Source organism: Williamsia sp. SKLECPSW1 (assembly GCF_054332755.1).
Map to the genome: position 1 here is coordinate 720,365 of NZ_JBTGLI010000001.1, position 14,881 is coordinate 735,245.

Sequence of the window (14,881 nt, forward strand, 5' to 3'; positions counted from 1 at the left end):
GGCGCACCGACGCTCATCAGTTCGCGAGGTCGTCGACGGTGGCGGACTCGTTGCGGGACAGGTTGATGCCGAGGTTGGCCGCGGCACGCTCCAGGTCCTCGTCGTCGCCGTCGCGCATCTCGATCGCGGCACCGTCGGAGCTCAGCACCTCGACGTTCAGGCACAGCGACTGCAGTTCCTTCAGCAGCACCTTGAACGACTCGGGGATGCCGGGCTCGGGGATGTTCTCGCCCTTGACGATCGCCTCGTACACCTTCACGCGTCCGACGACGTCGTCGGACTTGATGGTCAGCAGCTCCTGCAGCGTGTACGCCGCGCCGTAGGCCTGCATCGCCCAGCACTCCATCTCACCGAAGCGCTGGCCACCGAACTGCGCCTTACCGCCCAGCGGCTGCTGCGTGATCATCGAGTACGGACCCGTCGACCGCGCGTGGATCTTGTCGTCCACGAGGTGGTGCAGCTTGATGATGTACATGTAGCCGACCGACACCGGGTACGGGAACGGCTCGCCGGAACGACCGTCGTACAGCGTCGCCTTGCCGTCTCCGTTGACCATCACCTCGCCGTCGCGGTTGGGCAGCGTCGAGGACAGCAGTCCGGTCAGCTCCTCCTCGCGCGCGCCGTCGAACACGGGGGTGGCGGTGCGGGTGTCCGGGCCGGCCGAGAGCATGCTCTCGTCCAACCGCGATGCCCACTCCGGGGTCCCACCCGCGACGTCGATGTTCCACCCGGTCTTGGCGATCCACCCGAGGTGGGTCTCCAGGATCTGGCCGATGTTCATACGACGCGGCACGCCGTGGGTGTTCAGGATGATGTCGACGGGGGTGCCGTCGGGCATGAACGGCATGTCCTCGGCGGGGAGGATCTTGCCGATGACGCCCTTGTTGCCGTGACGACCGGCCAGCTTGTCGCCGTCCTGGATCTTGCGCTTCTGCGCGACGTAGACGCGGACGAGTTCGTTGACACCCGGGGGCAGGTCGTCATCGTCGTCACGGCTGAACACGCGGATGCCGATCACCTTGCCGGTCTCACCGTGCGGCACCTTCAGCGAGGTGTCGCGGACCTCCCGCGCCTTCTCACCGAAGATGGCGCGCAGCAGGCGCTCCTCGGGGGTCAGCTCGGTCTCACCCTTGGGCGTGACCTTGCCGACGAGGATGTCGCCGTCACGGACCTCGGCACCGATGCGGATGATGCCGCGCTCGTCGAGGTCGGCGAGGACCTCGTCGGAGACGTTCGGGATGTCCCGGGTGATCTCCTCGGCACCGAGCTTGGTGTCGCGGGCGTCGATCTCGTGCTCCTCGATGTGGATCGAGGTGAGGACGTCCTCCTCCACGAGGCGCTGCGACAGGATGATCGCGTCCTCGTAGTTGTGGCCCTCCCACGGCATGATCGCCACGAGCAGGTTCTTGCCCAGGGCCATCTCACCGGTGTCGGTGCAGGGGCCGTCGGCCAGGACCTGGCCGGCCTCGACACGCTGCCCCTCGTCCACGATCGGACGCTGGTTGGCGCAGGTGCCGTGGTTCGACCGGGCGAACTTGCGCATCCGGAACGTGTCCCGGGTGCCGTCGTCGGCCATGACGGTGACGTAGTCGGCGGAGACCTCCTCCACCACGCCGGCCTTGGCCGAGATGATGACGTCGCCGGCGTCGACCGCGGCACGCAGCTCCATGCCGGTGCCGACCAGCGGCGCCTCGCTGCGGACCAGCGGCACCGCCTGACGCTGCATGTTCGCACCCATCAGGGCGCGGTTGGCGTCGTCGTGCTCGAGGAACGGGATCATCGCGGTCGCGACGGAGACCATCTGTCGCGGCGAGACGTCCATGTAGTCGATCGCGTCCGGACCGACGAACTCGACCTCGCCACCCTTGCGGCGGCAGAGGATGCGGTCCTCGGCGAAGCGCAGGTCGGCGTCGAGCTCGGCGTTGGCCTGGGCCTTGACGAAGCGCTCCTCCTCGTCGGCGGTCAGGTAGTCGATCTGGTCGGTCACCTGGCCGTCGACGACCCTGCGGTAGGGCGTCTCGATGAAGCCGAACGGGTTGACCCGTGCGTACACCGACAGCGACCCGATGAGACCGATGTTCGGACCCTCGGGGGTCTCGATCGGGCACATGCGGCCGTAGTGCGACGGGTGCACGTCGCGGACCTCGAGTCCGGCGCGCTCACGGGACAGACCACCGGGGCCCAGCGCCGACAGGCGACGCTTGTGGGTCAGACCCGACAGCGGGTTGTTCTGGTCCATGAACTGCGAGAGCTGGCTGGTCCCGAAGAACTCCTTGATCGCCGCCACGACGGGACGGATGTTGATCAGGGTCTGCGGGGTGATCGCCTCGACGTCCTGGGTCGTCATGCGCTCGCGCACGACACGCTCCATGCGGGACAGGCCCACGCGGATCTGGTTCTGGATCAGCTCGCCCACGGTGCGCAGACGACGGTTGCCGAAGTGGTCGATGTCGTCGACCTCGACCGGGACCTCCACGCCGCCGGGGACGGTCATGGTGGTCGCGACGTTCTGCTCCGCGTCGTGCAGGCGCACGAGGTACTCGACGGTGGCGACGATGTCGTCCTCGGTGAGCACCGAGGCGCCGGTCATCGGGTTGTCGGTGAGACCGAGCTTCTTGTTGAACTTGTAGCGACCGACGCGCGCGAGGTCGTACCGCTTCTCCTTGAAGAAGAGGTTCTCGAGCAGGGTCTGCGCCGACTCACGCGTCGGGGGCTCGCCCGGACGCAGCTTGCGGTAGACCTCGAGCAGGGCCTCGTCGGTGCCGGCGGTGTTGTCCTTCTCCAGCGTCGACATCATGATCTCGGAGAAGCCGAAGCGCTCCGTGATCTGCTCGGTGGTCCATCCGAGCGCCTTGAGCAGCACGGTGACCGACTGGCGACGCTTGCGGTCGATGCGGACGCCGACGGTGTCGCGCTTGTCGATGTCGAACTCGAGCCACGCGCCACGACCCGGGATCACCTTGACGCTGTGCAGCGTCTTCTCGGTGGCCTTGTCGATGGTGGCGTCGAAGTAGACGCCGGGGCTGCGGACGAGCTGGCTCACGACGACACGCTCGGTGCCGTTGATGATGAAGCTGCCCTTGTCGGTCATGATCGGGAAGTCGCCCATGAAGACGGTCTGCGACTTGATCTCACCGGTGTTGTTGTTGATGAACTCCGCGGTGACGAACAGCGGCGCCGCGTAGGTCATGTCCTTGTCCTTGCACTCCTCGACGGAGGCCTTCACCTCGTCGAAGCGAGGGTCGGAGAAGGACAGGGACATCGACCCGGAGAAGTCCTCGATCGGCGACAGCTCGGCGAGGATGTCGTCGAGACCACCGCTCGGGTTCTCCTCGCCACGGGCGATCGCACGCTCACGCCACTCGGGCGAGCCGATCAGCCACTCGAAGGACTCCAGCTGCACGTCGAGCAGACCGGGTACGTCGAGCGGATCGGTGAGTTTGGCGAAGGAGGCGCGGTGCGGCGCTCCCGGGATGGTCCGGCGCGGTGCGCCGTCGGTTGTTGAGGTGGACTGGCGGGTGACTGCCAAGATGCGTCCTTCCAACACGGATCTCTGTGTGCCCGACGAGGAGCGTCACGTCGTCGGAAGACGGGTGACACCGTGGGCGTTGTTGTCGGCGGCGCTGAGACTTCCCTCGAGGTCGTTCTCGGCGATCACCGCCGCCGGACACAGGAGTGGCCCGGGTGGGAGATCGTGATGTGGACAGAAGGCAGCCAGCGCAACGTCCAACTGTATCAGAAAAAAGGGTGCCGATGTCAACATCGACGAGAGGCCGTCAGAGAGCCTCCGCGCTGGGTGCGACCACCAGTGGCTGCCGGTGTCCGTCGCTGGTGACAAGCGTGCAACCACGGACCCCGCGAGTCAAGAGGAACGCGCAGGTCGATACGTCGAAATTTCGTACGGAATCGCTCAGAAGTCGCTGAAGTTGGAGATCAGCCACTGACCGTCCACCCGTTGCATCGTCACCTGGTACCGCTTGGTCCCGCTGCCGTTCGCCTGCTCCCCCTCGGTCTGACTGAGGATGAGGTTGACGACCAGCGTCGCGGTGTCGCCGGTGATGGACCGGACGCCGACGGTGTCCACACGGCAGTCGACACCACCCTGGGTGAGACCCGTCTGCCCCAGTGCGTCGCGCACGGCCCCCGCGTACTGCGTGAACCGGTTCGACGCCTCGCCGGTGACGTTGGCCTTCGCCGTCCGCTCCCAGTCGTCGAGTTTGGCGTAGTTGACGGCGAACACGCTGCAGATACGGGACTTGGCCTGTGCGGTGACCTGGCTGGTGACCGCCGGGTCGACGAAGGCCTCGTTGTTCGAGAGGGACACGCCCGGTCGGGCTGCGGCCACACCGGCGACGATGCCGACGAGGGCGGCGATCGCGGCGATCACGCCGACCGCTCGCCACCCGAAGCGTCGACGACGCGTGGTCGACGTCGACGTGGGTGCCGTCCCGGCGGGGCTGGTCCGCGGTGCGGGCCGGGTCGCCTGCGGCTTGATCGTCGACACCTTGACCGCCGGCCTCGACTTCCCCCGGGGGCCGACGGGGGGCTTCGTCGTGTCGACGCGCTTGGTCGTGTCGACAGGCTGTGACGTCTCGGCGGCCGTCGTCGTGTCCGCGGGTGTCGTCGCGCTGTCGGCGGCGGTCTCGCTGTCGGTGGACGCGGTGTCGGTGGACGCGGTGTCGGTGCCGGTCTCGGCCGAGGTCGTGCTCTCGGCCGGCTCGGGGGTCGCCGGTGTCCGCTTCTTCGGCCGGCGCGGGGCCTTCGGCGGTGACGGCTCGACGGGGGTGGTGGCACTGTCCCCCGACGCCTGCTGTGCGTCCTCGCCGGCGGGCCGCGAGGTGGGCCTGTCGGGTCCGGTCGGTCGGGTCGCGGGACGTCCGGCGACGCGGGGGCGGCGGTTGCCGCGGGGTCCGCGGGGCGTGGTCATCAGTTGCCTCCCGGGGCCGGGGCGGCAGGACTCGGCGACGGTGCGGCACCGGCCGCCTGTCCTGCGTCGGTCGAGTCGATGGCGACGGAGTCCAGAGGTTGGATGTTGGAGGCCTTCCAGATGCCGCCGTCCTTGGTCACGGCCACCTGGAATCCCATCGTCTGCGACGACGACGCCTGGTTGGGGCGCGACGAGGTCACGTTGAGGAACACGAGGGTGGTGGCGTTGCTGCGGTCGTCGTCGAGCGAGACCACGGCGCTGCGTTGCAGCTTCGCGGTGAGGGTGGCGGCGTTCGCGGGGTCGCCCGCCTCCTTCTTCAGCTGACCGAGCCCGGTGCTGCCGAGCAGCTGTGTCCGGGCGTTGCCCGTCACCGATCCCTGCAGGCGCTTCTCGTAGGCGTCGCTGTCCTTGAGATCGATGTTGAGGATGTTCAGCATCGCCTGCTCGGCGCCGCCGAGTGCGTCGTCGCGGGCGGTCTGCACGGGCACCTTGTTCTCGGCGTCGTCGTACCACCGGTATCCGTAGATGCCGGCGAACACGATCGCCGCGACCAGTCCGGCGACCACGACGAGGGCGGACACGGGGAGCGCGGCGGACGACGCCAGACGGCGGAGCCGGGCGGTCCGTCCCGACGCGGATCGCCCCGTCTCGTCCTTCGCTGTCTCGACCTTCGCCGACTCGTCCTTCGCCGACTCGTCCTTCGTCGACTCTTCTGCGGTCGTCGACTCGACCGGTGTGGCGGTGTCGGTGGTCTCCGAACCCGTTGCGGGGCCGGCGTCGGCGTCGGTGGTCTCGGGGGACGGGTCCTCGGGGGTCCGATCGTCGGACGTGTCGGGCTCCTTCGAGGGATCCGTCGGGTCGGGAGTGTTCATCGCCTCGTCACTGTAGTCATGGTCCCTGAGAGCTCCCCCACATCGGAGCGCGCAGCGTGGCCGCGCACACGACAGCCGCGCACCGAGAGGTCTCGGTGCGCGGCGGGTCGGGTCAGCGCGGGAACACCCCGAGCAGGTACGACAGCTGGGTCGCGATGGGGTTCAGGTTCAGCTTGTCGGGATCCTTCTTGGGGTTGTTGTCCCAGGGTTGCGAGATGTACGGGTCGGCGTAGACGGCGTTCTGGGCCCCGCGGACGTCGGTCGGACTGCCCTGCGGGAGCGAACACCGGGCGTCGGTGTTGAACGGGAAGTCGTCGTAGTTCACGTCGAAGTTCGGGTTCTTCCGCTTCTCCTCGGCGATGATCTGCTGCGTCTTCTCGTAGCCGAACGTGCACGACGGCGGGTTGTTCGTCTCCAGCGTGGCGCCGAAGTGGATGGTGCCGTCGCCCGGTGCGGGCGTGTAGCTCGCCGCCGAGACGGCCGACAGCAACGCCAGGGCCGGCGACACACCCGCGTAGGTGCCCTTCACGTTCCGCACATCCGTCGCCAGATCGTGCAGTGCGGTCGTGATGTCACCACCGCTGCGTTCGAGCAGCGCCGACAGCTGAGTCGCCGAGGTCTGACCTGTCGTCAGCAACCGACGGATGTCCGGGTCACTCGACGCGAGCTGCGCGGTGATGAGACCCAGGTTCTTCGACCAGTTCAGGATCTCGTCGGACTGGGCGGCCTGCGTGGTCAGCACGGTGTCGGAGTTGCGGATCAGCGAGATCGTCTGCGGCAGGTTGTCGTTGCCCGACTTCGACAGGTTCGCCAGCGAGTCGATCAACGTCCGCAGGTTCTCGCCGTTGTTGTCGAACGCCTTGCCGAGCTCGGTGACGACCGTGTGCAGATCGTCCAGCGGCACCGACTGGGTGAAGTCGACCGCTGAGGAGATCACGTCCTGGACCGGCACCGGGATCGAGGTGTTGGTGATGACCGACCCGTCCTTCAGGTACGGCCCACCCATCGTCGACGGACGCAGGTCCACGTACTGCTCACCGATCGCCGACCGGTTCGCCACCACCGCCTGCGCCGACGCGGGCACCTTGACGTCGCCCGAGTTCATCTCCAGGTTCACCCGCACACCGTCGGGGCGCAGCTGCAGCGAGCCGACGCGCCCGATCGGGGTGCCGAGATAGGTCACCTCGGCGTTGGTGAAGATGCCGCCCGAGTCCGGGAAGTCGGCGTGCACCGTGTAGATCCCGATCCCGAACAGCTTGTCGAGACGGGCATAGGTGGCACCGACATAGGCGACGGCCACGATGGCTATCACCGCGAACACGATGAGCTGCCACTTCGCGAGCTTCGGGATCACTTGCCGCCCCCTGTCGCGCCGGGTGCCAGCATCGCGGTCGGCGCGGTCAGCGCGGTCTGTCCCTGTCGCGGCGCGGGCAACAGGCTGTACTGCCCACCCGACGGCGGGGTGTTGGGACCCGGCCGGGCGTTCAACAGCGGCAGCAGCGTGATGGTCGGGTACCCCAGACGCGGGCCGTTGCCGTTGTAGTACGGGTTGCGCGGGTCGATCTTCGGCGGCGGACCACTGCCGACCGGCTGATACCGCGGCTCACCCTGACCGACACCGAGCGCCTCGAGGCTGTTGAGCAGCCGCAGGTCGACCGAGAGGAACAGGTTGGTCGAGTCGCCGCGGACACCCGGCAGCAGGTCGTCGGGGAACGGGTAGGTGAACAGCAGCGGAGCGGCCGTGATCAGGTCGGGAGCAGCTCCCGCCAGCGCCGACAGCGTCGGCCGCAGCGCACGCAGATCGGTGATGATCTCCTCGCGTGCGCGGCCGAGGATGTCGACGCCGACCTGTCCGAGCCCGTCGAGCTTCTGCAGCAGGGTCACGAACTGCGGACGCTGGTCCTCGAGCACCTTCACACCTGCGGGCAGCTGCTTGAGGATGCGGTCGATCTGCTGCGTCTGCTGCGCCGTCCGGTCGGACAGGGTGGCCAGACCGTCGATGGCGGTGGTGATGTCGTTCTTCTGCTGGTCGAGCGAGCGGATCAGGCGCTGCGTCTGGTTGAGCAGCGACTTGACCGTCCCCTCGCGACCGCCCAACGCCTTGTTCAGCTCGTCGACGATCGGCTTGATCTGCGCGATGCCGCCGCCGTTCAGCAGCAGCGACAGCGCACCGAGGACCTGTTCGATGTCGGTGGCGGTCCGCGTCCGATCGGTCGGGATCGCCACGTTCTCGGGCTGGCGCGGTGCGCCGGCGTTCGAGGCGGGATCGATCAGCGACACGAACTTCTCACCGAGCAGGTTCGTCTGCGCCACGTTCGCCTGCGCCTTGTCGGACAGGTCGATCTTGTTCTTGACCTGGACCACGACCTGCGCCGACCACTGGTCGGGTGCGATCTCGATCTTCGTCACCTTGCCGACCGTCACGCCGTCGAGCTTGACCGCCGACTGCGGGACGAGGTCGAGCACGTCGGCGAACTGGATCTTGTACGTCCGCGGGTTGTCACCCGTGTCCGCACCACCGGGCAGCGGCACCGAGTAGATGCCACCGGAGCACCCGGTCATGACCAGCGCGGCGACGAGACCCGCCGCGCCCATGGCGACGGCCCCGATGCGACCCCGCAGCAGTCGGCGGCTCATCGCGGACCTCCCGAGAGTTGCGGCGACGGCGTGCCCGGGACGGTGCCCGGCACCGCGCCGCGGCGCTGCTGGTTGTCGGTGCTCAGGATGCCGAACGGCAGGTTCAGCGTCGGCGTCTTGATGCCCTGGTCGATCTGGTCGGTGATGTTCTTGCACTGGTCGAGGATCGGCCGGAGCGTCTTGCTGAACTGGACGAAGGTGGGGTCGCCGGGCTTGAGCGAACCGAGGTCGAGCAGCTTGCAGCTCGTCCCGGCCAGGCTCTGCAGCTCGGGGATCACCACGCGCAGGTCGAGCGTGCCCGACTCGGCGTTGTAGGCGTTCACCAGGTTGCTCAGCGTGACGGGGAGAACGGTGAGGATCTCCTTCTGGAAGTTCGTCGTGTCCGCGAGGGTGCGGGTGGTGGGCAGGAGCTCGCGCACCCGGTCACCGATCGCGTCGCGGTTGTCCTGGACGAACGTCGCCACGTCACCGAGGGCGAGCGACAGCTTGTTCAGGGCCTGCCCGAGCTGCTGCCGTTCCCCGGCGAGGTACTGGGAGAACGACGACAACTGGGTGTTGAACTGCCGCACCTGGGTGTCGTTGTCGGCCAGTGCGCCGACGAAGACGTCGAGGTTCTTGACCGTGTCGACGAGGTTCCCCCGGGAGTTCGAGAGGGTCTGCGTCGCCGCAGACAGCCGCTGGATGGTCTCCCCCAGCTTCTCGCCGTTGCCGCGCAGGTTCTCCGCGCCGGTGGTGATCACCTGGCTCAGTGCGCCGTTGCGGTTGGCGCCCTGCGGACCGAGCGACTTCGACAGCTTCTCGACGCTGGCGTAGAGGGCGTCGACCTCCACCGGGACCATCGTCTCCTGCAGGCTGAGCGTGATGTCCTTGCCCGCCTTGCGATCACCCTTGTGGTAGACGGGCGTCAGCTGGATGTACCGGTCGGCGACGACCGACGGCGTGATCTGCACGGCGCGGACGTCGGCGGGCAGGTTGTACCCGGAGTCGACGCTGAACTCGATCTTCACCTTGTCGCCCTGCGGCTCCACGGAGTCCACCGAGCCGGCCTTGACACCCATGATGCGGACGTCGGACCCCTCGTAGATGCCGACGCTGCTCTTGAAATACGCGGTGACGTGTGTCTTCGAGATGGACGTGAACACCCACCACAGGACACCCGCCGCGATCAACGCGACGATGACCGTGGTCACGAGGATCGCGATGTGCCGCGGCGTGAACCACCGACCGGGACCGGAGGTGTCCTGGAGGTCGTGCCGGGCGGAATTGTCGGACATCATCCGGTCGCCTCCGATCCACCGTTGTTGAGCTGCCGGTACTTGTTCGGCGGGCGTGTCGTGTTCTGCGCCGGCAGGCCGGGCGGCAGGATGTTCGTGATCACCAAGTCGAACCAGCGGCCGTTGCCGAGCACGTTGGCGTAGAGCCGGTAGAACGGCGCGAGATAGGTGATCGAGTCACGCAGGTTCTTGTCCTGACGCTGCAGGATGTCGGTGACACCCTTGAGCTGTTCGAGCGCCGGGCCGATCTGCTTCTCGTTGTCCCGCACGATGCCGGTCAACGTCACCGACAAGGTCGTCGTCGACTGCAACAGACGGGTGATGTCGCGCTGACGGTTGTTCAACTCGTCGAGCAGGTCACCCGCCCCGGCGATCAACCGCGTGAACTCACGGTTGCGGTCGGCCAGGATCTGGCTGGTCCCCTTGGTCGCCTCGAGCAACCGGCGGACCTCCTGATCGCGGCTGGCGATCGTCTGCGACAACCGGCTCAACCCGTCGAGGGAGTTGCCGATCTCGCTCGGGGTGCCCGCGAACGCCGCCGACAGGGTCCGGAAGCTCGTCGCCAACTGATCGGTGTCGACGTTCTGGATCTGCCGCGACGCGTCCTGGAAGGCCTCGATCACGTCGTACGGCGACGTCGTCTGGGTGATCACCTTGTCCGGGTCGGCCAGCTTGTCCCCGCGCGGATCGATCTGCAGGAACTTCTGACCCAGGATCGTCTTGATCTGGATCGACGCCGTCGTCTGGTCACCGACCCAGGTGTTGTTCACCTGGAATGCGATCCGGACGCGGTCACCGTGGATCTTCACCGACTGGACCTGACCGACCTTCACGCCGGCCACCCGCACCTCGGCGTTGGCCTTGATGCCCGCCCCCTCGGTGAAGTCGGCCTTGTAGACCGTGCCCGCACCGACCAACGGCAGGCTGCCCAGGAAGAACGCCGACAGCGTCACCATGATGAGCAACAACAATCCCAGACCACCGACGGTGATCGGACTGCGACGAGGGGCGTCGGGACGACGGTTCTCGTTCTTGGGTGCCATGTCTGCCTCCTTCCCTAGCTCGGCGGCTTGTCGTCGGTCCAGCACCGCGTGGCGGCGTTGGTGTACAGGACGTGGTTGATGTCGGGCAGCGGGATGAGCGGCTGACTGAGCAGCGTGCTCTTGCCGTTGCCGGCGACGATGTCGATGCCGCACAGATAGAACTGGAACCAGGACCCGAACGTCGCGGCCCGGCCGATCTTCTGCGCCTTGATCGGCAGCGTCTCGAGCGTCTTCTCGACCTCGGCGCGACGGTCGGTGATCACCTTCGACAGGTCGTTGATCGACGCGATGCTGCCCTGGATCGACGGCCGTGTCGGCGTCAGGATCGAACTCGTCACCGCGGTCAGGTTCGACACCGAGGTGATGGCCGAGCCCACCGAGTCGCGCTGTGCCGCCAGGCCGGTCACGAACTTCTCGGTCGTGGTCAGCAGGTCGGTCAGCTGGTCGTCGTTGCGGTTGACCGTGTCGAGGACCTTGGTGAGGTTGGTGATGAGGTCACCGATGACCTGGTCCTTGTCGGCGATGGTGTTGGTCAGGTCCGCGGTGTCGGCGACGAGGTCGGTGATGGTGCCGCCCTCGCCCTGGAACACGCGGATGATCTCGTTCGACAGCTTGTTCACGTCGTCCGCGGTGAGCTCCTGGAAGAGCGGGCGGAAGCCGTTGAACAGGTCGGTGAGGTTGACCGCCGGGTGGGTGTTCGCCTGCCCGATCGTCGTGCCGGCGCCGATGGTCTGCCCCTGGTCGCCGGGGCCCTTCTCCAGCGCGAGGTAGCGGATGCCGGTGAGGGTGCGGAACCGGATGTAGGCCTGCACGCCCTCCGGCAGCTGTCCCCGGTTGATCGAGAAGTCGACCTTGGCGAGGTTGTGGTCGTGCACCTCGACCGACTGCACCTGTCCGACACGGACACCCGCGATGCGGACGTCGTCGCCCGGGTTGAGCAACGACGCATCGGTGAAGATCGCCGAGAACTTGTTGTCGCCGGAGGTACCGGAGTTCGCGATGATCAGACCGAGCGCGCCGGTCGCGAGCACGGTGACCACAGCGAAGATCACGAGCCGGATCAGCGGCCCCAGGAAGCCGTTCCTCACTTGATCGTCACCTGCGCTCCCTGCAGCCCCGGGGCGACGATCTGCGCGATCCATCCGGGGACGTCGGAGGGATCGGTGCCGGCCTCGGCCGCCATGATCGCCTTGAGGGCCATCTTGTTCTGGGGGTCGTTGTAGACGCTCGGCTGGATGGTCCCGACGGGGGTGGTCGAGAAGTCGGGGATCGGCAGCTGCGTCACGTTCCGCGGACCGGGGTTACGCGACGGCGGCTGGTACGAGCCGTCGTTGATGGAGCCACCCGGGTACTGCGGGAAGGGTCGACCCTCCTGGTAGTGCTTCGGGTAGCACCGGGGTCCGCGGTCGTCGAGCAGGCGCGGCTCGTCCTGGTTCGGCAGGTACCGACCTCTCGGGTTCGAGAAGGTCAGGGTGACGCGCACGCCGGGGTTCTTGGTGCCCTTGCCGACGATGTTGTTCACCTCCGGGATGAGACCGGCGAAGTTCTTGAACGTGCACCCGAAGGCCGGGGACTGGGTGGCCAGTGCGGTCAGCAGCGGCTCGGACTCGATGGACAGGTCCAACAGGTCCCGACGGTTGGTGGACAGGAAGTCGGTGGTCTCCACCGTCGCCTTCTGCACCGTCGAGATGAAGGCCCGCAGGTCGCCCTGCTTCTCCACCAGGGTGTTCGAGGTGGTGCGCAGCGTGTCGAGCGCATCGATCACGTCGGGCAGTGCCTGCGAGTAGGTCTGCGAGAACGTCGCCAACCCGCGCAGGGTCCCCTGCAGCTGCGGCATGTTCGCGTTGACCTGGCTGAAGATGTTGTTCAGCTCCTCGAACGAGGTGCCGAGCCGATCGCCGTTGCCCTGCAACGCCTTCGACAGCGAGCCGAGCGTGACCGAGAGGTCCTGCGGGGGGATCGCGTCGAGCACGGGGAGCAGCTTGTCGAACAGGGTCTGCAGTTCGAGTGCGTTGCCGCTCTTGTCGGTGGCGATGGTGTCGCCGTTCTCGAGCGTCTTGTCCTCGGCGTTCTGCGGGATCTGCAGGGCGACGTACCGCTCGCCGAACAGGGTCTTCGGCAGGATCCGCGCGGTCACGTTCGCCGGCAGCATCTTCGCCTTGTCGGGCTGGAGCCCGAGGGTGACGGTGACACGACCGTTGTCGGCGGCCTTGACGTCGCGGACCTCACCGATGATGAGTCCGCGGACCTTCACGTCGGCGTTCGGCGGGAGGTTGTTGCCCGCCGAGTCGGTGGCGAGATCGACGTCGGTGAAGGTGGTGAACGCCTGGTTGAACTTCAGGATCGTCCCGCCGACGAACAGCGCGACCACCACGAAGAACACCAGACCCAGGAGCCGGATACGCGTCTTGCCCATGTCAGCCCGCCACCCTGACCGACGTGCTGGTTCCCCAGATCGCGAGTCCCAGGAAGAAGTCGAGCACGGCCAGCAGGACGAGCGCCGCACGAACGGCACGTCCGACCGCCACACCCACGCCGGCCGGACCGCCGGAGGCGTAGTAGCCGTAGTAGCAGTGCACGAGGATGATCACGAAGGCGAATATCAACACCTTGCCGAACGACCACAACACGTCCACCGGTGGCAGGAACAGGTTGAAGTAGTGGTCGTACGAGCCGGTCGACTGACCGTTGAACACCGTCGTCACCGTGCGCGTGGCCAGATACGACGCCAACAGGCCCAGCACGTACAGCGGGATGACGGCGATGAAGCCGGCGACCACACGTGTGGTCACCAGGAACGGCACCGACGGGACCGCCATGACCTCGAGGGCGTCGATCTCCTCGGAGATGCGCATGGCACCGAGCTGGGCGGTGAACCCACACCCGACCGTCGCCGACAGCGCGAGACCGGCGACGAGCGGCGCGACCTCACGGGTGTTGACGTAGGCCGAGAGGAAGCCGGTGAGGGCCTGCGATCCCAGCTGGTCGAGTGCGGCGTACCCCTGCAGGCCGACGACGACGCCGGTGAAACCCGTGAGCAGCACCATCACGCCGACGGTGCCGCCGATCACGGCGAGACCACCCGCACCGAAGGCGACCTCGGCGAGCAGCCGCAGCATCTCCTTCGGGTAGTGGGTGACGGTCCGGGGTGCCCAGCCGACGGCGCGGCCGTAGAAGGACATCTGTTCGCCCGCGCCGTCGAGCACCTTCAGCGGTGCGTTGACGCCCTGGCGGAGTCGGTAGTTGAGCTGGTCTGCCCTGCTCTTGGCAACTGTCATCGTCGATACCCCCTATGAGCCCCGAGGAGGGACGATCTGCAGGTACACGGCGGTGAGGATCAGGTTCGCGAAGAACAGCAGCAGGAAGGTGATGACGACGCTCTGGTTGACCGCCTCACCGACACCCTTCGGACCGGACTTCGGGTTCAGACCCTTGTAGGCCGCGACCACGCCGGCGAGGAGACCGAAGATGGCCGCCTTCACCTCGGCGATGTAGAGGTCCGGGAGTTGGGCGAGCGTGGAGAACGACGCCAGATAGGCGCCGGGCGTACCGCCCTGGACGATCACGTTGAAGAAGTAGCCACCGCCGATGCCGACGACGCACACGAGGCCGTTGAGCAGGATGGCGACGAGCACCATGCCGATGACACGCGGCACGACGAGGCGCTGCACCGGGTTGATGCCCAGCACCCGCATGGCGTCGATCTCCTCGCGGATGGTGCGCGAACCGAGGTCGGCGGCGACGGCCGACCCGGCGGCGCCCGCCACGAGGAGCGTGGTGATGACCGGCGCAGCCTGCTGCACCACCACCAGCACGCTGGTGGCACCGGTGAACGACTCGGCGCCGAGCTGACGGATCAGTGAACTCGTCTGCAGGGAGACGACCGCGCCGAACGGGATGGCGATCAACGCCGTCGGCAGGATCGTCACGCTGGCGATGAACCACGCCTGCTCGACGAACTCACGCAGCTGGAACGGACGGACGAAGATGTTCCGGATGACGTCGGCGAAGAGCTGGACGATGTTGCCCGTCTGCGTCAGCGCCGCACTTCCGGCCTGGTTCACCCGTTCGACGCCACGCGTGGTGGCTGAGCTCATCGAGATGCCCTTGTCGTCGTGCTGTCAGAGG

Annotated in this window: 11 protein-coding genes; all 11 read right to left on the reverse strand. The window is 67.2% G+C overall.

What is annotated here, in order from left to right:
• Window positions 1-16: 16 nt before the first annotated feature.
• Window positions 17-3,529 (reverse strand): DNA-directed RNA polymerase subunit beta, encoded by a 3,513-nt coding sequence (gene rpoB, locus ACXVUM_RS03195; protein WP_458520426.1) that lies wholly within the window; start codon window positions 3,527-3,529, stop codon window positions 17-19.
• Window positions 3,530-3,910: 381 nt separating this feature from the next.
• Window positions 3,911-4,927, reverse strand: coding sequence for a hypothetical protein (locus ACXVUM_RS03200; RefSeq protein ID WP_458520427.1), 1,017 nt, complete (start codon window positions 4,925-4,927; stop codon window positions 3,911-3,913).
• Entirely contained in the window at window positions 4,927-5,799 is an 873-nt protein-coding gene (locus tag ACXVUM_RS03205) for a hypothetical protein (protein WP_458520428.1), read from the reverse strand. The genes ACXVUM_RS03200 and ACXVUM_RS03205 overlap by 1 nt, the downstream gene beginning before the upstream one ends.
• Window positions 5,800-5,911: 112 nt before the next feature.
• Complete coding sequence (locus ACXVUM_RS03210) at window positions 5,912-7,153, reverse strand: MCE family protein (protein ID WP_458520429.1); 1,242 nt, start codon at window positions 7,151-7,153, stop codon at window positions 5,912-5,914.
• Window positions 7,150-8,436 (reverse strand): MCE family protein, encoded by a 1,287-nt coding sequence (locus ACXVUM_RS03215; protein ID WP_458520430.1) that lies wholly within the window; start codon window positions 8,434-8,436, stop codon window positions 7,150-7,152. The genes ACXVUM_RS03210 and ACXVUM_RS03215 overlap by 4 nt, the downstream gene beginning before the upstream one ends.
• Window positions 8,433-9,713: an MCE family protein gene (locus ACXVUM_RS03220; protein ID WP_458520431.1), complete on the reverse strand. Its 1,281-nt coding sequence runs from the start codon at window positions 9,711-9,713 to the stop codon at window positions 8,433-8,435. Before ACXVUM_RS03220 ends, ACXVUM_RS03215 begins: the two co-directional genes overlap by 4 nt.
• Window positions 9,710-10,753: an MCE family protein gene (locus ACXVUM_RS03225; protein WP_458520432.1), complete on the reverse strand. Its 1,044-nt coding sequence runs from the start codon at window positions 10,751-10,753 to the stop codon at window positions 9,710-9,712. The genes ACXVUM_RS03220 and ACXVUM_RS03225 overlap by 4 nt, the downstream gene beginning before the upstream one ends.
• Window positions 10,754-10,767: 14 nt before the next feature.
• Window positions 10,768-11,841 (reverse strand): MCE family protein, encoded by a 1,074-nt coding sequence (locus ACXVUM_RS03230; protein WP_458520433.1) that lies wholly within the window; start codon window positions 11,839-11,841, stop codon window positions 10,768-10,770.
• Complete coding sequence (locus ACXVUM_RS03235; RefSeq protein ID WP_458520434.1) at window positions 11,838-13,169, reverse strand: MCE family protein; 1,332 nt, start codon at window positions 13,167-13,169, stop codon at window positions 11,838-11,840. Before ACXVUM_RS03235 ends, ACXVUM_RS03230 begins: the two co-directional genes overlap by 4 nt.
• Before the next feature lies 1 nt (window position 13,170).
• Window positions 13,171-14,031 carry an MlaE family ABC transporter permease gene (locus ACXVUM_RS03240; protein ID WP_458520435.1) on the reverse strand — a complete coding sequence of 287 codons (861 nt, stop codon included), beginning with the start codon at window positions 14,029-14,031 and terminating at the stop codon, window positions 13,171-13,173.
• Between the two features lie 12 nt (window positions 14,032-14,043).
• Entirely contained in the window at window positions 14,044-14,850 is an 807-nt protein-coding gene (locus ACXVUM_RS03245) for an MlaE family ABC transporter permease (RefSeq protein ID WP_458520436.1), read from the reverse strand.
• Window positions 14,851-14,881 lie beyond the last annotated feature (31 nt).